The 19,212-nt window shown below is 63.3% G+C and carries 19 protein-coding genes; 13 read left to right on the top strand and 6 right to left on the bottom strand.

Going from position 1 to position 19,212, the window contains the following annotated elements:
* Nucleotides 1–17 precede the first annotated feature (17 nt).
* On the top strand, nucleotides 18–587 hold the full coding sequence (locus HAHE_RS00785) for an SET domain-containing protein (RefSeq protein ID WP_338687677.1): 570 nt from the start codon (nucleotides 18–20) through the stop codon (nucleotides 585–587).
* 4 nt (nucleotides 588–591) lie between these two features.
* On the opposite strand, the gene HAHE_RS00780 is transcribed toward HAHE_RS00785, so the two are convergent.
* From HAHE_RS00780 to HAHE_RS00765, 4 genes are all read right to left on the bottom strand, one after another.
* The gene (locus tag HAHE_RS00780; RefSeq protein ID WP_338687675.1) at nucleotides 592–1,476 is read right to left on the bottom strand and encodes a DUF6268 family outer membrane beta-barrel protein; all 885 of its coding nucleotides are present in this window, start codon (nucleotides 1,474–1,476) and stop codon (nucleotides 592–594) included.
* A 316-nt stretch (nucleotides 1,477–1,792) separates the two neighbouring features.
* Nucleotides 1,793–2,119, bottom strand: a complete 327-nt coding sequence (locus tag HAHE_RS00775; protein ID WP_338687674.1) for a hypothetical protein — start codon at nucleotides 2,117–2,119, stop codon at nucleotides 1,793–1,795.
* 2 nt (nucleotides 2,120–2,121) lie between these two features.
* The gene (locus HAHE_RS00770) at nucleotides 2,122–2,736 is read right to left on the bottom strand and encodes a hypothetical protein (protein ID WP_338687672.1); all 615 of its coding nucleotides are present in this window, start codon (nucleotides 2,734–2,736) and stop codon (nucleotides 2,122–2,124) included.
* 72 nt (nucleotides 2,737–2,808) lie between these two features.
* Nucleotides 2,809–6,006 carry an efflux RND transporter permease subunit gene (locus HAHE_RS00765; protein WP_338687670.1) on the bottom strand — a complete coding sequence of 1,066 codons (3,198 nt, stop codon included), beginning with the start codon at nucleotides 6,004–6,006 and terminating at the stop codon, nucleotides 2,809–2,811.
* A 124-nt stretch (nucleotides 6,007–6,130) separates the two neighbouring features.
* Between HAHE_RS00765 and HAHE_RS00760 the strand changes: the two genes are divergently transcribed.
* The 8 genes from HAHE_RS00760 to HAHE_RS00725 all read left to right on the top strand — a co-directional run bounded on the left by HAHE_RS00760 (nucleotide 6,131) and on the right by HAHE_RS00725 (nucleotide 13,463).
* Nucleotides 6,131–6,787 carry a hypothetical protein gene (locus tag HAHE_RS00760; RefSeq protein ID WP_338687668.1) on the top strand — a complete coding sequence of 219 codons (657 nt, stop codon included), beginning with the start codon at nucleotides 6,131–6,133 and terminating at the stop codon, nucleotides 6,785–6,787.
* Nucleotides 6,788–6,915: 128 nt separating this feature from the next.
* Nucleotides 6,916–7,680 (top strand): cytochrome c biogenesis protein CcsA, encoded by a 765-nt coding sequence (gene ccsA, locus HAHE_RS00755; RefSeq protein ID WP_338687666.1) that lies wholly within the window; start codon nucleotides 6,916–6,918, stop codon nucleotides 7,678–7,680.
* Nucleotides 7,680–8,672, top strand: a complete 993-nt coding sequence (gene hemA / locus HAHE_RS00750; protein WP_338687665.1) for a glutamyl-tRNA reductase — start codon at nucleotides 7,680–7,682, stop codon at nucleotides 8,670–8,672. Before ccsA ends, hemA begins: the two co-directional genes overlap by 1 nt.
* Nucleotides 8,669–9,598 (top strand): hydroxymethylbilane synthase, encoded by a 930-nt coding sequence (gene hemC, locus HAHE_RS00745; protein WP_338687663.1) that lies wholly within the window; start codon nucleotides 8,669–8,671, stop codon nucleotides 9,596–9,598. Before hemA ends, hemC begins: the two co-directional genes overlap by 4 nt.
* Nucleotides 9,595–11,103 carry a uroporphyrinogen-III C-methyltransferase gene (gene cobA, locus HAHE_RS00740; protein ID WP_338687661.1) on the top strand — a complete coding sequence of 503 codons (1,509 nt, stop codon included), beginning with the start codon at nucleotides 9,595–9,597 and terminating at the stop codon, nucleotides 11,101–11,103. The genes hemC and cobA overlap by 4 nt, the downstream gene beginning before the upstream one ends.
* 57 nt (nucleotides 11,104–11,160) lie before the next feature.
* Complete coding sequence (nadC, locus tag HAHE_RS00735) at nucleotides 11,161–12,018, top strand: carboxylating nicotinate-nucleotide diphosphorylase (protein WP_338687659.1); 858 nt, start codon at nucleotides 11,161–11,163, stop codon at nucleotides 12,016–12,018.
* Nucleotides 12,015–12,731: a biotin--[acetyl-CoA-carboxylase] ligase gene (locus HAHE_RS00730; protein ID WP_338687657.1), complete on the top strand. Its 717-nt coding sequence runs from the start codon at nucleotides 12,015–12,017 to the stop codon at nucleotides 12,729–12,731. The genes nadC and HAHE_RS00730 overlap by 4 nt, the downstream gene beginning before the upstream one ends.
* 132 nt (nucleotides 12,732–12,863) lie before the next feature.
* Nucleotides 12,864–13,463, top strand: coding sequence for a hypothetical protein (locus HAHE_RS00725; protein ID WP_338687655.1), 600 nt, complete (start codon nucleotides 12,864–12,866; stop codon nucleotides 13,461–13,463).
* A 52-nt stretch (nucleotides 13,464–13,515) separates the two neighbouring features.
* Here the strand turns inward: HAHE_RS00725 and HAHE_RS00720 are convergent, their stop codons facing one another.
* Nucleotides 13,516–14,169, bottom strand: a complete 654-nt coding sequence (locus tag HAHE_RS00720; protein WP_338687654.1) for a DR2241 family protein — start codon at nucleotides 14,167–14,169, stop codon at nucleotides 13,516–13,518.
* Nucleotides 14,166–14,975 carry a CbiX/SirB N-terminal domain-containing protein gene (locus HAHE_RS00715; protein ID WP_338687653.1) on the bottom strand — a complete coding sequence of 270 codons (810 nt, stop codon included), beginning with the start codon at nucleotides 14,973–14,975 and terminating at the stop codon, nucleotides 14,166–14,168. The genes HAHE_RS00720 and HAHE_RS00715 overlap by 4 nt, the downstream gene beginning before the upstream one ends.
* 40 nt (nucleotides 14,976–15,015) lie before the next feature.
* Here HAHE_RS00715 and HAHE_RS00710 point away from each other — a divergent pair, with 40 nt between their 5' ends.
* The 4 genes from HAHE_RS00710 to HAHE_RS00695 all read left to right on the top strand — a co-directional run bounded on the left by HAHE_RS00710 (nucleotide 15,016) and on the right by HAHE_RS00695 (nucleotide 19,197).
* Nucleotides 15,016–15,720, top strand: a complete 705-nt coding sequence (locus HAHE_RS00710; protein ID WP_338687651.1) for a lipoyl protein ligase domain-containing protein — start codon at nucleotides 15,016–15,018, stop codon at nucleotides 15,718–15,720.
* Nucleotides 15,721–15,802: 82 nt separating this feature from the next.
* Complete coding sequence (locus HAHE_RS00705; protein WP_338687649.1) at nucleotides 15,803–17,233, top strand: circularly permuted type 2 ATP-grasp protein; 1,431 nt, start codon at nucleotides 15,803–15,805, stop codon at nucleotides 17,231–17,233.
* A gap of 3 nt (nucleotides 17,234–17,236) precedes the next feature.
* Complete coding sequence (locus HAHE_RS00700; RefSeq protein WP_338687648.1) at nucleotides 17,237–18,271, top strand: alpha-E domain-containing protein; 1,035 nt, start codon at nucleotides 17,237–17,239, stop codon at nucleotides 18,269–18,271.
* 65 nt (nucleotides 18,272–18,336) lie between these two features.
* Complete coding sequence (locus HAHE_RS00695; RefSeq protein WP_338687647.1) at nucleotides 18,337–19,197, top strand: transglutaminase family protein; 861 nt, start codon at nucleotides 18,337–18,339, stop codon at nucleotides 19,195–19,197.
* Nucleotides 19,198–19,212 lie beyond the last annotated feature (15 nt).

Raw genomic sequence — 19,212 nt, 5'->3', positions numbered from 1 at the left:
ATTCTCATTCCACCGCCATGGGCAAGAAGACCAAGAAGCTGAAGGAGGAGGCACGGCTGCGCCGCAAGATGACCAAGCTGTGGGAACGCGGGCAGAGCGATCTCTGCGAGGTCCGGGGATCATCGATCCACGGTCGGGGCGTTTATGCTACCGAGGATATTCCGGCCGGGACGAAGGTCATCGAGTACATCGGCGAGTTGATCGACAAGGAGGAGAGCGAACGCCGTGCTTGGGCCCAGCACGCCAAGGCGGAGGAAACCGGGGATGCCGCGGTCTACATCTTCACGCTCGACAAGCGCTGGGACATCGATGGCAACGTGCCGTGGAATACCGCGAGGTTGATCAACCACTCCTGCGACCCGAACTGCGAGGCGTGGGTGGAGGGCAAACGGATTTTCATTCACTCGCTTCGCGATATCGCGAAGGGCGAGGAGCTTGGCTTCGACTACGGCTTCGATATCGATTGCTACGAAGACCACCCGTGCCGATGTGGCAGCGAGAAGTGCGTCGGCTTCATCGTGAGCCAGGAGCAGTGGGACGAGCTGCGCAAGCGGCTCGCCGAGGCCGAGACCCCGGTGGAGGCCTGAGGTCTTACCAGCGGTTGACGCTGATACCGAACGAGACGTACGGGGCGGAGTCTGCCTCGCCGTAGGCTGCCGGGAAAAGGTCGCGTCCTCCCGGAGAGTGGATCTTGACCTCGTTGGCAAAGGTGTAGCCGGCTCCGAGCTCGAGCCATACCTGGCCGGCAACTCGGTATTTGTAGTAGAGACCGGTGCGGACCGAGCTCACGTCGAGCCGGGCGTCGTCGCGGAAAGCATCGACACTCCACGAGCCGCCATTCCATGCCGCTTCGAATCCGAGCTGGTGGTTGTCGCCGATGTCGCGTCGGGCAACGAAACGCGGACCGTAATAGGCGACGAGCCATTCCTCGTTCGGAGTCCAGAAGAAGACCGGTGCGGGAACCACGAAGGGGTCGTTGGTGATGTCCGCGGCGTAGACGCCGAAACCGACGGTGAGGCAGTCGCTGACCTGATAGCCGGTGCCGATCGCGGCGGAGAGGAAGAAGTCGCGTGAGTTGACGTCATCAAGCTCCGAGTAAAGACCGGGAGCGATGTAAGCACCGTGGAACCAGCGGGAGCCGGACGGGCTGTAGATGAGGAAATTCGGCATCGAGATCCGGTGCAGTCCGCGGTCGAAGCGCGGGGCGGCCGGGTTGGCGCCGAAGGGGTAGGCGTTGAGGTCGAGGGTGGAGTAGTCGTAGTTGAGGGCGGGAACCCAGGTGAGTTCCGAGTCGCCTACCTTGCCGAGCAGGGCGAACAGGCTGGACTGGCTGAAGTCCGCATCGCCCCGGGTCAGCTCGTTGAAGTCCATCCCGGAGGTGTGGACCGAGCGGGTGCTGAGTACGTCGATGTACCGGGCGAGGTCGATCGCCGGGGCGGGCAGAACGAGGGCGAGGAGCAGTGCGGCGGACTTCATGGGTGGGAAATTTGCTCCCGCCATCTTCCGGGCTCCGGCTTCCGAAGCAAGGAGAGAAACGTCGGGAAGATTCGGATTGCTGGAAGGTGTCTGAGGTGGCGCTAGACAAGGGTTTGTAGTTCCGCCTTCAGGCGGTTTCCGGACCGGCGTGACCCCGTAAACGGGGAACTACGAACCACAGTGGCGGGCTTGCTTGGTTGCGAAGGAGTGGCACGAGAACAAGGGGGCTTGTAGTTCCGCCCTCAGGCGGTTTCCGGGCCGGTGTGACCCCGTAAACGGGGAACTACGAACCACAATGGCGGGGTTCAAGGGTGCTCTACTGCCCGGACAGCGTGACGATCCACGAGATCATCGCGGCGGTGGCGGCGAGCAGCAGGAACATCAGCAGAAGGCTGCGGCCTTGAGTCCGGCGCTCGTTGCGGATCTGGCCGCGGGCGGCCTTTTCCTCGAAGTCGCGCTGGCGCTGCCGGTCGACGATGTCGTCGGGCGGCGGCATCGTCGTTTCCGACTCGATCATCTCCATCTCCAACTGCGCGGGCAGTTGCTCGAGCGCGGCGATCTTCTCCTCGAGCTCGCGGCGGGCGAGTTCGATTTCGTCGACCGCTTCGTCTCGGCGGGAGCGGGATTTGGCCTTGGCGGGCACGGTTACTTGATCAGATAGACGATCAGCGCCATCGCGCCGAGGCTGATGATCGGGAGATTGAAGGCGAGGCCGCGGATGAACTGCTGGCTGAACTCGCCACGCGGAGCCTTGGCACGGCGGACGCCCGAGAAAATCCCGGCGCTGCGGGTGCGCGAGAAGTGGTCGGCCGCTTGGCCATACTCGTCTTCGGCGTGCTCGACGATTGCCAGCGCGCGATCGAGTTGGGTCGCAAGCTGGTCACGGGACCAGCTCTCCGGATTGAGCTTCTCGATCTTCGTCAGGTGACCGGAGAAGCATGACCGGCACTGCTCGAGGTCGTCGATTTCCTGACGCATCTCGAAGATCTCGCGATCGATCAGGGTCACCGACGAGGAGAGGCGTTCGGTCATTTCGACCTGTGAGGCGATCAGATCGCGGCGGCGGGAATTCAGCGCTTCGGTCTCCTGCTTGAGACGTTCCAGTTCCTCACGTTGGGCCTGGAGTTGCTCGAGCTGGGACTGTGCCACTTTGAGTCGGCCGTCGACGTCGTCTCCGCCGGAAGCGGAGCGGTTGGGGTCCATCTCAAGTTGGGTGTTGCGGACGCGGATGTGGTGGGTGTGCTCGGTTGCAGGAGGCATTCCTGTGCAAAGGTTGGCGGGACAGCCGGAGATTTTTTACTGAATCGCCCCCCTTCGTGCCAGTGAAATGTTTCAGCTTTCCTGAATAATTGCGTCCTGCCCGGTCTCGGCCTCCTCCTTGCGGAAAGGCGCCACATACCAAGATCTCGCGGCTCTCAGACCCCGCAGGAAGTCTTCCATTACGAGGTAGGCCGAAGGAATGAGGTAGAGGGTGATGAAAGTTGCAAAAAGGATCCCGAATCCGAGCGAGACGGCCATCGGTACCAAAAACTGTGCCTGCAGCGAGCGGTCGAGCATCAGCGGAAGCAGTCCGACGAAGGTGGTCAGCGAGGTCAGCAGGATCGGTCGGAAGCGACGCGTTCCGGCATCGACCACCGCGCTCATGGTCGCATCGCCCTCACGCCTTCGCCGGTTGGCGAAATCGACCATCACCAGCGAGTCGTTCACCACCACGCCGGCCAGAGCCAGCATGCCGAAGATCGAAAGGAACGACGGCACGATGTCGAGAATCAGGTGACCGGCGAAGGCGCCGATCACTCCGAAGGGAACCGCCAAAAGAACGACAAAGGGCTGGGCGAGGGATCGGAATGGTATGGCGAGGAGCGCGTAAAGAACCAGTGCGAGTCCGATGAAGGCAATCAACAAGCTATGCCCGGTTTCTTCATGCTCGCGGACGTAGCCGTCGAAGCGCCACGAGTATTCGGGGTGCTCGTTGAGCAAAGCATCGATCCGGGGGGAGATGTCCCGGGAAATCCGGATCACATCCACAGTCTCGTCATCCGGCCGCGCTGAGATTGAAGAGACCTGGGCGCCATCGATCCGGTTGATGTCGGCGCGTGCCGGTTCGAGGGAGACATCCGCCACGGTATGCAGAGGAGCATTGCCGCCGTCGCGGGTGCGGATCCTCAGCTCTTCCAGAGTGTGCAGCGACTGTCGTTCTTCGAGTGGCAGCCGGACCATCACGCGGATGTCGTCGCGACCGCGCTGCACGCGCTGCGCCTGTTCACCGAAGAACGCGCTGCGGACCTGCCGTCCGAGCTCGCGCTGGTTGAGTCCGAGTTCCTCGCCCTCGGGCGTCAGCGTGAGGTGGATCTCACGGCCCGACCGGCCGGTGTTGCTCCAGGCGGTGGCGATCCCTTCGTAGCTCTTGAGTTCGTCGACGATTTTCTCGGCGAGGTCCTGCTTGAGGGAGGACTCGGGGCCGCGGAGCTCGACCTCGATCGATTCGAGGTCGTCGCCGCCGCCCCGGAATCCGCCGCCGCGGTCGCCAAAGATCGAAAACGACTGCACGTCCGGCATCTCGCCGACCAGTTCCGTCCACCGCTTGGCGATCTCGCTGTTTTTCGCACCCGGCTCGGAGCGCAGGCCCGGATCGACGATCGAAATCGTGACGAAGCCCTCCCTCGCGTTCACCCCGGGTCGGCCGCTCCAGCCGCCGGTGGCGGTCAGGGTGTCCTCGATCAGGCTCTCGCCCGTGCCCGGATCGACGAATTCCTTCTTCAGTTGCTCGATCTTCGACTCGACCTGGAGCACCCGTTGGTGGGTGACCTCGAGTGGAGTGTCCCGGGGCATCCGGATCATCGCCACGATCCGGTTGCGGTCGATCGAAGGCATGTTGACGAAGCCGAGACGGCCGCTCTTGACCACGCCGAAACAGGTCAGTGCCAGAGCTCCGAAGACGGCCAGCGTGGTGTAGCGGTTGCGCGTCGCCAGCTCGAGCGAAGGGCGGTAGATCCGCTCGATGAATCTTTCGAGTCCGTCGGCCACGGTCTTTTGGAACCTCGCGATCGCGTTCATCTTGGTCCTGCCCACCTTGAGGTGCTTGAGGTGGCAGGGGAGGGCTAGCTTGGTCTCGATGAGGGAGAAGACGAGCACCGCCGCCACGACCGGCGGGATCTGGCGGGTGAGGTTGGCGTAGAAACCGTCGAAGAGGAAGAAGAGGGGCAGGAACGCGACGATGGTGGTGAGCGCGCCGAAGGTGACCGGCACCGCGACTTCCTTTGCTCCCTCGACCGCGGCTTGGACCGGTGGCACGCCGTCCCTCAACTTCGTGAAGACGTTTTCAGCGGTGACGATGGCGTCGTCGACCACCAGTCCGATCACGATGATGAACCCGAAGATGCTCATCGAGTTCAGGGTCATGTCGAAGAAGGGCAGGGTGGCGAGACCGCCGGCAAACGCGATCGGGATGCCGAGCAGCACCCAGAATGCGACCGACGGGCGCAGGAACAGGCCGAGGACCAGGATGACGAGGAATCCGCCCTGCAGCATGCTCACCACCAGCGTGCCGAGCCGGCCCCGGAGTTCGACCGAGCTGTCGTCCCAGACGAAGAGGTTGATGCCGAGAGGAAAGCGTTCGCGTTGGGTCGCGACGTAGTGCTTCACCTTGTCGGCGATATCGAGGGCGTTCTCCTCGTTGAGTCGGAGCGCCTCGATCAGCAGGGCGGGCTCGCCGTTGAAGCGGAGGATCTTGCGGTTTTCCTCGTAGCCGTCCGAGACGCGGGCGACCTCCTTGAGCATGACATCCGCGCCCTCGCGGTTGCGGATCACGATCCTGCCGAACTCATCCTGATCATAAGCCTGGCCTTTCGAGCGGATGACCAGGCGGCCCTCGTCGGTCTGAATGGCCCCGGCCGGCATGTCGACCGAAGAACCGCGCACCGCGTCGGCGAGATCGGAGAATCCGAGGTCGTAGTCGCGCAGGCGCTCGAGGTCGGCCTCGATGGCGATCTCCTGCCGGGTCTCCCCCTGGATCGCAGCTTGGGAAATCCCGGGCATTTCGAGCAGGTCGTCGCGGATCCGTCGCGCCGCCTTGACGAGGTCGGCCTCGGCCATCTCGCCGGTGACGGCGATCTTGATGACATCGAACCAGCGCGCGGTGTCGGGAATCCAGACCCGGGGCGGCTCCGTCTCGGCGGGGAAGCTGGTGATCTGGTCAACGCGCTGGCGGACTTCCTCGAGCAGGTCCTTCGGATCGACGCCGTCCTTGGTGTTGACCTCGATCTCGCCGCTTCCGGCGCGGGCTTCCGACTCGATCGACTTCACGCCGGCCAACCCTTCGAGCGCGAGTTCGACCGGGATGACCACGCTGCGCTCGACGTCTTCCGGGCTGCCGCCGCGATATTCGACATCGATCCGGATCTCGTTGAACTGCAGACCCGGCTGAACCTCGAGGGGCACGCGCTTGAAGTACGACCAACCTCCGATCAGCAAGATGCCGATCATGAGAAAGTTGGCCGCAATGTCGTTGCGCGCGAACCACTGAATCATGTGCGGGTGGGATACGCCGGGGAGGGCCCCTAGTCTAGCGACGGATCTGAAATTCCCGCCATCCCGGGCTGGCACCGGATCGGCGAATCCGCTTGGCTCCGGTTCTCCCGGACCATTCTCCGCCGTGCTTCAGGAAATCCCGCTGCAACACGATCCCGTCGACCTTCCCGATGACGTCGCCGACCTGCTCGACGTCGCCGAGCGGCGGTGCGAGGCATTTTACGCCGAAGGTCTCGGGCCGCGCTACTATCGCTACGTGCCGAGCGATCCGACCGTTGTGTTCCGCGCGATGGATTATCTGGTCAAGAGCCGCCAGTTGCGCGGCATGCGTTTCTGCGAACTCGGATGCGGATTCGGGATTGCGACCGGAATGGCGGCCTTGCTCGGGTTTCGCGCCAGCGGAATCGAGCTGGAAACCGAGCTCTTCGAGCGCGCCAAGGCGCTGCATCGGGATGTCGGACTCGATGTCGAGATCCTCAACGAGAGCTATTTGCCGGAGGGATACGAGTCGGTGCAGGGAATCGGCGGCAAGGATCTGGTGGTGCCGAGTGGGGGGCAGTCGCGGGGTGGATCGCTTGATGCGCCGACTTATGAGGGAATCGATCCGGCTGAGGTGGATTTGTTCTTTGTCTATCCGTGGCCGGACGAGGAGGAATTCATGCGCCAGCTCTTCGACGAGGTGGCTTCCGACGGCGCCGTGCTGCTGATGTATCAGGGGGAAGGCGAGATCTCGGCCTACCTGCGGGAGGAGGAAGGCGACGACTTCGGGGATTTCGGCTGAATCGGGCTTTCAGGGCGACCGACATTTCTGTCGAGTCGCGACCGCGAAAGGACCATCGACAGGAATGTCGATTCCCCTGAAGTTTCCGGGACTTGCGCGAAGCGGCTTCGGGGGTCATGGGAAGGGGCGTGGATCTTGCTTTTCTGATCGCCGCCACCCTGCTTGCCGCCGTTGGCGGCGCGCTGGGCATGCGCTCGCTGCACCACGGGCGGCGGAGCAAGGCGACCGTGTTCTGGATGATCGCGGTATTCGTGGCGCAGCTCGGCTTCCTCTCAATCCGCGGTCAGGCCCGCGGCGCGTGTCCGCTGGTGGGGATCGGGGAGATTCTCGTATTTCTCGCGTGGTCGCTCACGCTGATTTACCTGCTCGTCGGACCGACCTACCGGCTGTCTTTGCTCGGAGTCTTCTCGGCGCCGGTGATTGTGCTCTTCCAAGGGGTGGCCCTGATTCCCGGCGTGCTCGATCCCGATCCGACGAAAGTCGCCACCACCGATGCCTGGCGCGAGACCCACTCCGCGATGTCGGTGCTCGGTTACGGAGCCCTCGCTCTGGCTGCCGTTTCCTCCGTCATGTTTCTGGTCCTCGACCGGCAGCTCAAGGACCACCATCTCGCTTCGGGGTTGTTCCGGAATCTGCCGCCGGTGCGGGAGTTGCTCGTCTCCGGCCGCCGCCTGCTCTGGCTCGGGTGGGGAATGCTCACCATCGGGGTGGCGGCGGGATTCCTGATGGAGCGCGATGGTGGTGGTGCGCATCTGGTGGCGGCCGTGGCCGTGTGGGTGGCCTATGCCGCTTTGGTCGGCGTCGCCCAGTTCCGCGGTCTGACCGGCCGCAAATTTTCGGTGCTCTGCGTGGTGCTGTTCGTCGCGTCGCTTTCGGTCTTTGCCTTGGTCTGATGGAGTTGGTCTGTCTCGGTCTGAATCACCGCAGCGCCCCGGTCGAGGTCCGGGAGCGGTTCGCCGTGCCTCCGTCGAAGCTCGGCGAGCGGGCGATGGAACTCGCGAAGTTGTCGGGGATCGAGGAGAGCGTGGTGCTCTCGACCTGCAACCGCACCGAGTTCTATCTCGCGGCTCCCTCGGCCGACGATGCGATCCGTTCGCTTCACGAGAAGATCGAGACCGGGGGTGCCGAATTTTGGTACGAGAAACGCCGTATCGATGCCGCGCGGCACCTATGCCAGGTGGCGAGCGGGCTCGACTCGATGGTGCTCGGGGAAACCGAGATCTTCGGGCAGGTGAAGGAGGCCTACCGTTGCGCCCACGGGGCCGGTGCGACATCGGGCACGCTCAACCGCCTGTTCCAGCGGGCCTTCGGGGTCGGTAAGAAGATCCGCACCGAGACGAAGATCCAGGAAGGGGCGACCTCGGTGGCGGGCACGGCCGTCGAGCTGGCCGAGAAGATTTTCGGCAAGCTGAAGGGCTGCCGCGTGATCGTGATCGGGGCCGGCGAAATGAGCCGCCAGACGGCCCAAGCTCTGGTTTCGCGCGGGGCTTCCAGCGTGTTCGTGACGAACCGTTCCTTTGAGCGCGCCGAGCAGCTCGCCGAGGAGATGGGCGGGCGTGCGGTGAGTTTCGACGAGTGGCAGGGGGTACTCGCCGGGGTGGATGTCGTGATTTCCTCAACCAGCGCGCCACACCCGGTGGTGATGCCTTTTCATATCGAGGCCGTCCGGCGGGTGAGGAAGTTCCGCCCGCTGTTTCTGATCGACATCGCCGTGCCGCGGGACATCGATCCGGCGGTCGCCGAGATCGAAGAGGTCTACCTCTACGACATCGACACGCTCGAGCAACTGGCGTCGGAAGCCCGGGGGCGTCGCGAGCGCCAGATCGAGGAATGCCGGCGGATCATCGACGACGAACTCGTGAAGCTGAATCTTCCCGGAACATGACGAATCAACGAATCATCATCGGAACCCGCGGCAGCGATCTGGCGCTGGTCCAGGCGACCGCGACCGAAGCGGCGCTGCGCGACGCCTTTCCCGAACTGGAGCTGGTGCGCGAGGTGATCCGGACGACCGGCGACCGCAGGACCGATGTCGCGCTTTCCGAAGTCGCGAAGGTCGAAGGCGTGCTCGACAAAGGAGTGTTCACCAAAGAGCTCGAGATCGCGTTGGAGGACAAATCGATTGATGTCGCGGTCCACTCGCTGAAGGACGTTCCGACGGTTCTTGAGCCCGGTTTCGAAATTGCCGGGACACTCCCGCGGGCGCCGATCCGCGACGTGCTCGTGATGACCGTCCCGGGTGGAATCGATGCTCTGCCGGAAGGCGCGACGGTCGGGACCAGCAGCGTGCGGCGCGCGCGTCAGCTGGAGTGGCTGAGGCCGGATCTGAAGGTGGTTGATATCCGAGGTAACGTCCCGACCCGCCTGCGCAAGGTGGCGGCCGGGGAGTTCGATGCGATCATGCTGGCCGAGGCCGGTCTGGTGCGTCTGGGACACCCGATGGACCGAGTGTGCGAGGTGGAGGGCGTGTCGCTGCACTTCGCTCCGCTTGATGAGGAACAGTTCTTTCCTGCGGCGGGGCAGGGTGCGATCGGCTTCGAGATCCGGAGTGGCGACGATGTCACCCGCGAGCGGATCGCGTCGATTGTCGACGGTCCGACTTTGGTCCGTGTCACCGCTGAGCGCGAATTCCTGCGTTTGCTCGACGCCGGGTGCCACACGCCGGTGGGGGTATTCACGATTCTCGACGGCGAAAATCTGACAATGGCGGCTCGCGTGTTCCCCGACGAGGGAGGGGAGCCGAAAACGGGACGGGTTGGCGGCTCGGACCCGATCACCGTGGCAAAGGAACTTTTCGAATCACTGGCATGAAGAACGAAGGCATCTGTTATCTGGTTGGCGCCGGTCCGGGGGATCTCGGGCTCGTCACGCTTCGGGCGAAAGAGGTCGTGGAGCTGGCGGACGTGGTCGTCTACGATGCGCTTAGTAGTCCGGAAATCCTGCGTTGGATGAAGCCGGGGGCCGAGAAGATCTACGTCGGCAAGCGGGCCAAGGATCACGCGCTTTCGCAGGACGGGATCAACAAGCTGATCGTCGAAAAGACCGGTGAGGGCAAGAAGGTCGTCCGGCTGAAGGGCGGCGACCCCATGATCTTCGGTCGCGGTGGCGAGGAGGCTGCGGAACTGGCGGAGGCCGGAGTGGCGTTCGAGATCGTGCCGGGAATCAGCTCGTCGATCGGCGGGCCTGCCTACGCGGGGATCCCGGTAACCCATCGCGACCACTGCTCGCAGCTGACGATCTTCACCGGCCACGAGGACCCGACCAAGGGCGAAAGCTCGATCGATTACGGGCAGATCGCCAGTGCGCCGGGAACCAAGGTTTTCCTCATGGGCGTTTCTCGGCTTCGCGACATCGCCTCTGCATTGGTCGATGGCGGAGCGGCGCCCGAGACGCCGATCGCGCTGGTCCGCTGGGCGACGACGGGTTCGCAGAAGACGATCGAGGGAACACTGGCGGACATTGCCGACATCGCCGAGCGCGAGGATTTCAAGAGTCCGGCGGTGGCGGTGATCGGTGGGGTGGTCACCGAGCGGAAGAAGATCAACTGGTTCGAGAACCGGCCGCTATTCGGCAAACGCATTGTCGTGACCCGCACGCGGGCGCAGGCCGGCGGTCTCAGTCGTGAGTTGTCCGGGCTCGGGGCGGATGTCGTCGAGTTGCCGACGATCCGGATCGAAACTCCCGACGACCGGCAGGGCTTTGTTGAGTCGGTAGCCCATGCCCACGAGTACGACTGGCTGGTGTTCTCCAGCCCGAACGGAGTCGAGCGATTCTTCAACGCGTTTTTCGCCGCCTACGAGGATGCCCGCAGTTTGGGAAATCCGAAGATTGCGGTGATCGGCGAGGGGACGGCGAAGAAGGTGCGCGAATACCGCTTCGGTGTGGACCTCATCCCGAAGCGCTTCGTGGCGGAGGGCTTGATCGAGGCGTTCAAGGACGAGTCGATCGAGAACCTCACGATGCTGTGGGTGCGGGCGCAGGAAGCGCGCGACGTGATCTTCGATGGATTGAACGCGATGGGGGCGATCGTCGACGAGTGTGCCGCCTACAAGACCGTGCCGGAAACGGAGGACCCGACGGGTGCCGTTGACCGCTTCAAGACCGAGGGCGCGGACCTCGTGACCTTCACCTCGAGTTCGACCGTGGAAAACTTCTTCAAGATGGGGCTTCCGTGGCCGGAAGGCTGTGTTGCCGGCAGCATCGGTCCCGTCACCAGCGAGACGCTGCGCAAGCACGGGGTCGAACCGGCCTTCGAAGCCGAGCAGCACGACATCCCCGGCTTGGTGGCCGCGATCCGCGAATGGGCGGGTGCCTGAGTTTCGGTCCGTGGGTTGTTGTTGTCCCGGGTTGGTCGGGTGGCCTAGCCTCCGGCTGTGGATGAAGCTGTATCGCAACTGATCGACGCCGCGCTGGAAGAGGACATCGGCCCCGGGGATCTGACTTCGGAGTATTTCGTTCCGGCGGATGCAAAGGTGCGCGCCTTTGTCGTGGCGCGCGATGATGGGGTGCTCGCAGGCACCGAAGTTGCGGTGGAGGTCTTCCGACGGGTGAGCCCGGACATCGATGTGCAGGTTCTCGTCAATGAAGGCGCGAAAGTCGGAAAGGGTGCGCACGTCATCTCGCTGACCGGTCCTGCCCGCGGTGTGCTCACGGCCGAGCGGACGGCCTTGAATTTCCTTCAACGACTCTCCGGAGTCGCCACGGCCACCCGCCGCTACGTCGACGAGATCGCCGATGCCTCGGCGAGGATTCTCGACACCCGCAAGACCACACCCGGCTGGCGTTTGCTCGAAAAAGCGGCGGTGGTTGCAGGTGGAGGGACGAATCACCGAATGGGTCTCTACGACCGAGTGATGGTGAAGGACAACCATCTCGTCGCGCAGCACGACACCGAGGCGCTGCAAGCGGCGATCCGCCGGTTGAAAGAGGAGCATCCCGGTGTCGAGGTTGAACTCGAAGCCGACCGGCTCGAACAGGTTGCGATATTTCTCGAACTCGAAGGCGTCGATCACATCCTCCTCGACAACATGAGTCTGATGGATCTGACCGAAGCGGTGGCGCTCCGCGGCGACCGCCTGACTCCGCGACTCGAAGCGAGTGGTGGAGTGACGCTCGAGACAGCGCGATCGATCGCGATGACCGGAGTCGATTTCGTTTCGGTCGGAGCGATCACCCACTCGGCGGTCGCGCTCGATCTCGGTCTCGATTTTGTGCCTCTGGAGGAGGAATGATCGCGCTGCCCGACGGCTGGTCGATCGAGTGGCTGGAGGAAGTCGACTCGACCAACGAGCACCTCAAGCGCGGTTCGTATCAGCACGGGCATGTCGTCGTGGCGGATCGCCAAACCCATGGTCGGGGGCGTCGCGGTGCGGTGTGGCACTCCGAACCCGGTGGGGGACTTGCCTTTTCTGTAATGCTGCGTCCTTCCGAGCCTCGCGGGCTATGGCCGAGGCTGGCCTTGGCGGCTGGTCTTGCGGTGGCCGAAGGTTTGGGACGTTTGGGAATCGAAGCCGGCGTGAAGTGGCCGAACGATGTCTGGATCGGCGACAAGAAGGTCGCGGGGATTCTCGTTGAAGCGGTGCCTGAAGGCGCAATCGTCGGAATCGGGCTGAATGTGGGCACGCGGGAGTTTCCCGAGGACATCTCAAACACGGCCACGTCGCTGTGGCTGGCGGACCGGGTCGACCGGACGCGTGAAGAAGTGCTGGAGATCCTTCTTCCTCCGCTCGCCGCATGGTCAGCAAGGATTGGCCGGGACTTCGGCGAGTTGCTCGGCAGCCTGCGCGAGCGATGTGTTCTGACCGGGCGCGCGGTAACTCTCGATACCGCTGCGGGTTCGGAATCCGGAGTCGTCCGCGGGATCGGGGATCACGGTGAACTCCTGCTTGAATCATCCGATGGGATTCGGCCGATCCTTCAAGCGGATCAGGTGCGGATCACGTGAGGGTTATCTGCGTCGAACCGCCCCTTGGGTGGAAGGGCCTGAACAGGTCCACGGACGCTTCGATGGTTGCTCTGACGTGCGATGTATATCCTTTTCGAGTTTCAAAGCTCCCACCAGAATTGAGGCACGAATATGGACATTTCCGAATTCAGCGAGCTGATGCAGGGGCTCGCAGCACTTGCCTCTATTGTCGCAATTATACCAAGCGTCATCATATTTCTCAGGCGGCAGAAGGAGCAGCTCGAAAACCAGCGTGAGCAGCTCCAACTAGCGAGGATTACCAATCATCGCTACGTGATCGAGAGGTATCGTGAGTTCCTCCGGATTTGCCTGCAGTATCCGGAGATTTCCCTTGAGACCGGAGAGCCGAAAGCTTGCCTCGATAGTCAGGCCCGAATGCGACGGGACATTGCATTCGATATTCTCACTTCGATTTTCGAGTCCGCGTTTCTGACCTACGTGATCGACAACTCCCGATCGGACGCGGGCCAATGGGAAGGGTGGGACCGTTACATCGAAGACTACTGCCGGCGACCCGATTACGTTGAGTGGGTTCGGCGGTATCTTTTCCAAGATCGGCGGGAGAACTTTTTCGCGCCGGGAGGAACCCAATATGATCCACGTTTTGAGGAACGGCTTTATGAGCGCCTGCGCCCGCACCTGCTGAGGATGCAGGAGAACGGAACGCTGGAAGAGTTTGCGCGAACCGGGCAGGAGGAAGCGGGCTCCTGAGGAGGTTGGCTGACTGAGGGGTGTTGGGTGCCTCAGGCGAGTTCCGTGGCTTTTATCCCTTCGCCGCACCCGCCGCCTCGAACTCTGCCTTCGATGCCTTGCGGCACTCGGCGACGAAGTGGTTGCACGCCTCGCGGCAGAGCAGGGGAATCGAGCGGGCCGGCTCGCCGAGCGTGCCATCGAAGCGGCTGGCTTCGCTGTCCTCGAGCGGGGTGTCGGCGTCGAGTTGCCACAGGATCTTCTTCACGCAGCAGTTGCCCGGACCACAGACCTCACGGACGAGGCGTTGGGCACCGGCGTCGCTGATGCCTTTGGCGAATTTGTACATCCCGGTCTGGCGGCCGAGCTTGTCGCGGAGGTGCTGGACCTCGAGCGTTCCGTCCTCTTGTGCAATCCACACGCCGAGGGCGGCAGGGTAGAAGAGGTCGAGTGCTTGCCGGAGTTCGTTGAGGTCGGTCAGCAACAGCATCCAACCTTTCTTGAGCGAGAGCTCGCCCTTGGTGAACCGGTAGTGGCCGTCTTCGGCCCAAGTCGAAAGGTCGCGCGCCGCTCCGGCACCGCGGTGGATCTCGAGTTCGTCGAGCCGGTCCTTGTCATCGATGTGGCACAGTGCGAATGCCGAGTCCGCCACGTCGCGCAGGATGATCAGCTCGCCGATGCGGTTGATGCCCCGGTCGAGCGCTTGCTGAAGTCGTTCGGCAATCATGAGAGGTGCTTGCTGTCGAAGTCGGCGACCTGGTCGAGGATGACATCGGCCATGTGGCGCTCGGTGCCGATGGCGGAGGAATAGTAGAGGGTCTTGCCGCGCAGGTGATAAGGGTTGTTGCGGAACACTTCGCGTTGGCTCGCGGCTTCGCCTTCGTCCTTTTCGAAGCCGAGAAGGACCGGGATGTCCTGATAGCTGTGCAATCCGTCGGCGATGAAGAACGGCACCACCACGACGTGGTCGGTCTTCGACAACTTGTCCCAGTCGGCGATGAACGGCTGCTCTTCCATGTAGGCGTCGAGCACCTCGGCGTAGCCGGCACCGGAAGCCTTGATCGCCTCGGCCTGGTCCCTGATCGCCTTGGTCGAGTTCTGGTTCAGGCCGGTGCCGTGGCCGACAATGAACAGGGTGATCTCGGACGGGTCGACGTCGGGCGCGACGTCCTTCGCCCGGCGCAGGAGAAGGCCGGTCATCGACGAGTGGACTCCGACCGGCAGCGTGTAGTGCCACGTTTTTCCGTGATGCTCGGTGGTCGGGCCGTCGAGCCCGAGTTCGCGGGGGATGATCTCCTGGGTGAAGTAGCCCTCGCTGATGAAGTCCGGGACGACGTAGACCTCGTCGGCGTCGATCATGTAGCGGGCCTCGCGCATCGACGGTTCCTCTTTCCAAAAGCAGCAGTGGACTTCCGAGAAAACTCCGCGCGAGCGGATCTCATCGGCGTGGTCGAAATAGGGCGTCGAGGAGTCCGGGTTCTCGGTCGAACCGTGCCCGACGATCAGCAGGGCGGTGTCCGGCTTGGATGGCATGAGCCCGACCCTGCGTGGGAACGGCGAACGCGCAAGAGCAATGACGGTGTGGGTTGTCGAAACCGGCCGGAACGACTTGGATGGGGCCGTGATTCCGGAACTGCAGCTGTGGACCGACGACGCCCGCCGCGACGGCTGGCGGAACATGGCCGTCGACGAGTGGCTGCTGCGGACGACAGAGCGGCCGGTACTGCGGATCTACCGGTGGGAGCCGGACTGGGGCAGCTACGGGTATTTCGTGCCCGATGCCGAAGCCGCGGCGGCCTTGCCCGGCCTGAAGCGGGTGCGGCGCTGGACGGGCGGCGGCATCGTCGACCACCGGCAGGACTGGACCTACACGCTCGTGCTGCCGGGCCGCGAGGGTTTGGCAGGGGCAAAAGGCGCGGAGAGCTACCGGGTCATCCACGAGGCGCTGGCGGGAGCCCTCGCCGAATCGGGCGTCGGTGTCCGGTTGTCTCCAGCCGGGGAAGCGGCTCGCGGCGGGGAATGCTTCGTCCATCCCGTGGAATACGATCTGACTGATCCCGAGGGCCGGAAAATTGCAGGTGCCGGACAGCGCCGGACCGCCGACGGTCTGCTGCACCAAGGGTCGCTCGCATGCCCGGTCGACGGAGCTTTCGGGGAAAAACTTGCCGCCCGACTTGCGGATCGGGTCGAGGTCTCCGGCTTTTTGGCGGAAGCTGCTGAAATCGAGTCGATTGTGGAGAAACGCTACGGCAGCGAGAGCTGGCGTTTGAGGCGCTGATCCGTGCCGTTCCGCTGCCTTGGAAAATCAATCCCTTGGCCCGCCCCGTGCTGAGATGCCATGCTAGGCCTTTAGCCAACCCATGTTCGATCGCTACACCACGGATTCCTTTTACGATGAGATGTTCGAAGCCGACGGTTCCCTGAGGGGGCAGTGCGGCGACCTTTTCGAGCGCTTTTCCCAGTTCGAGCCCGAGGAATTCGAAGCGAGACGCAACGCTTGCGACGCCCACTTCCTGAAGCAGGGCGTAACCTTCAACGTCTACCACGACAATCGTGGATCGGAGCGGATCTTTCCCTTCGACCCGGTTCCGCGGGTGATCCCGGCCAACGAGTGGGAGCACCTCGAGGCCGGGCTTTCACAGCGGATCATCGCGCTGAACCTGTTCCTGCACGACGTCTACCACGAGCAGCAGATCCTCAAGGACGGCGTGATCCCGCGCTACTACGTCGAGCAGGCGAAGCACTACCGCCCCGAGTTCCGCGGCGTCGACGTGCCGAAGGACATCTACATCCACATCTGCGGGTCCGACTTGATCCGCGGCGACGACGGCACCTACTACGTACTCGAGGATAACGGCCGCTGTCCGTCGGGTGCCTCCTACCTTCTTGAGAACCGCAACGCGCTGAAGCGGGCGTTTCCCGCTCTCTTCGATTCGATGGGCGTGCGCTCGGTCGATTCCTACCCGCGGGAGCTGCGCGACATGCTCGAGTTCATCTCGCCCCACCGCGAAGGCGATGCCGTCTGCGTGCTGCTGACGCCAGGTTGCTACAACAGCGCCTACTTCGAGCACTGCTATCTGGCGCGCGAGATGGGGATCGAGATCGTCGAGGGCAATGACCTCGTCGTGATCGACGACTTCGTCTACATGCGCACGACGAAAGGGCTCGTCCGGGTCGACGTGATCTACCGCCGCATTGACGACGACTTCATCGACCCGACCGTTTTCCGAAAGGACTCGGTGCTCGGAGTTCCGGGCATCATGCGCGCCTACCGCGCCGGCAACGTGGCGCTCGCCAATGCGGTCGGCACCGGGGTGGCGGACGACAAGGCGACCTACTACTTCGTGCCGAAGATGATCGAGTATTACCTCGGCCAGGAACCGATCCTGCCGAACGTGCCGACCTATCTCGCGCACGAGGACTCGGACCGGAAGTACATCCTCGATCACCTGCCGGAGCTGGTGGTGAAGTCGGCCAACGAATCGGGCGGCTACGGGATGTTGATGGGACCCACCGCGAGCAGGGAGGAGATCGCCAAGTTTCGCGACAAGATCATCGATGATCCGCGAAACTTCATCGCCCAGCCGGTCGTCTCGCTGTCGCGATGTCCGACGTGGTGCGACGGGTCCTTCGAAGGCCGCCATGTCGACCTCCGTCCCTACATCGTTTACGGAAACCAGGTGAAAATCGTGCCCGGCGGATTGACCCGGGTGGCGTTGAACAAGGGTTCGCTCGTCGTCAACTCGTCGCAGGGCGGGGGAAGCAAGGATACCTGGGTTCTCAAGGATTGAGTCATGCTATCGAGAGTCGCCAACAGCCTATACTGGATGGTCCGCTACATCGAGCGGGCCGACAACCTCGCCCGCCTGATCGAGGTCAATGAGCAACTCGTGCTCGACCTCGGCAAAATCGACCGTGAGACGCTCGCCGCGTTGTGGCGCCCGGTCATTGCCAGCACCGGGGATGAGGAGCTCTTCGACGAGGCCCATCCCGACGGCCAGCAGTCGGAGGCGATCCACTTTCTCACCGTCGACCGCGAGAACCCCAACAGCATCGCCTCGTGCGTGGCTCTGGCCCGCGAGAACGCGCGGATGGTTCGCGACCAACTTGCGGAAGCCCTCTGGGAGGAACTCAACGGTTTGTACCTCTTCGTCAATTCGGACGAAGGCGCATGGAAGCTGGCGAATGACGCGGCTGGCTACTACGAGCAGATCCGGCGGGCGACGCATTCGTTCCACGGCATCGCCGCGGCCACGACCTTGCGCGGCGAGGCGTGGGATTTCATGGATCTCGGCCGACACCTCGAGCGGGCCGACAAGACCACGCGCTTCCTCGACATCACGACCTTCCTCGAGCGCCGGATCGACGAATTCGGCCTGACGGTCGACGAACACTGGCTGGCGATCCTCCGCTCGTGCGGCGGTCTTGGTGCGTTCCGGATGAAATACCGGGCCAAGTTCAAGCCGCGCAACATCGCCGAGTTCCTCATCCTGTCGTCGGACTTCCCGCGCTCGGTGCGGTTCTGCGTCGACCGGGTCGACCAGAGCCTCCACGCGATTTCAGGAACTCCCCGCGGCGGCTTCAGCGACGATGCCGAAATCAAGTCGGGCCAGCTCCTGTCCGCGCTCGCCTACGCATCGATCGACGATGTGCTCGACGGAGGTCTCCACGTCTATCTTGACAGCCTCCAGACCCGTCTGAACGACATCGGCGAGGAGATTTTCCGGACCTACGTGCTTCTGCCCGAACAGATCGAAGACCGGCCGCCGATTCCGGCGAATACCGTCTCCGCCGTGGTTCGTTGGCAGATGGAACAGCAGCAGCAGTGAGTTCGCTCCCGAATCCCTCGTCACCGGCTTGCCAAGGAGAGGGCGGTAGCGTTCTCTCGCTCCCGGTGACTCCCGGTCCGAAGTATCAGGTGCTGCATCGCACGGTTTTCGAATACGCCTTGCCGGTCACGGAAAGCGTGAACGCGTTGCATCTCGAGCCACGCAAGTTTCCTTTCCAGCGGACACTCCAAGCCTTTGTCGGAGTGACGCCGCCGACGCGCCTGCGGCGCTTCCATGACCTGTTCGAGAACGTCACCCATCACTTCGAGGTTCTGCCGCCCCACCAGAGGCTCGAGATCACCAGCCGGATCCGGATCCAGAACCTGAAGCTCGAACTGCCCGACGGAGCGCGCGAACTCGGGGAGGAGGCTTACGAAGATCCTGAGACCCGTGAGCGCATCTGGCCGTTCCTGCAGGAGAGTCACTACGTTTCCAGTCACCCTGAGATATGGCGGGAGGCGATCGATCTGACCACCGGGATCCACTCGATCTTCGACAAGGCCAGCGCGATCATGAGCTGGATTCACCGCGAGTTCCGTTACGAGACCGGATCGACGCAGGTGAACACGCACCTTGAGGAGGCCTTCGCGCACCGCCATGGCGTCTGCCAGGATTTCACGCATGTGATGATCGGCCTGTGCCGGGCTGTGGGAATTCCGGCGCGGTATGCTTCCGGTTACCTCTACAATGGGCCGCGGGATCACCTGGTCGGCTCCCAGGCATCCCATGCGTGGGCGGAAGTCTACCTGCCGAATGTCGGCTGGGTCGGCTTCGATCCGACCAATGACAACCTCGCCGACGAGCGATACATCAAGGTTGCGGTCGGACGCGACTACGACGACGTCGCACCGATCAAGGGCAGCTATCGCGGCACTGGCCACTGCATGCTGTCGGTCACCGTCGAAGTCGAGCGCCTCGACGCCTGAGAGCGGAAAGCCTTC

The sequence above is a fragment of the Haloferula helveola genome, assembly GCF_037076345.1.
Classification (GTDB): domain Bacteria; phylum Verrucomicrobiota; class Verrucomicrobiia; order Verrucomicrobiales; family Akkermansiaceae; genus Haloferula; species Haloferula helveola.
This window is presented reverse-complemented; position numbering and strand designations above follow the sequence as displayed.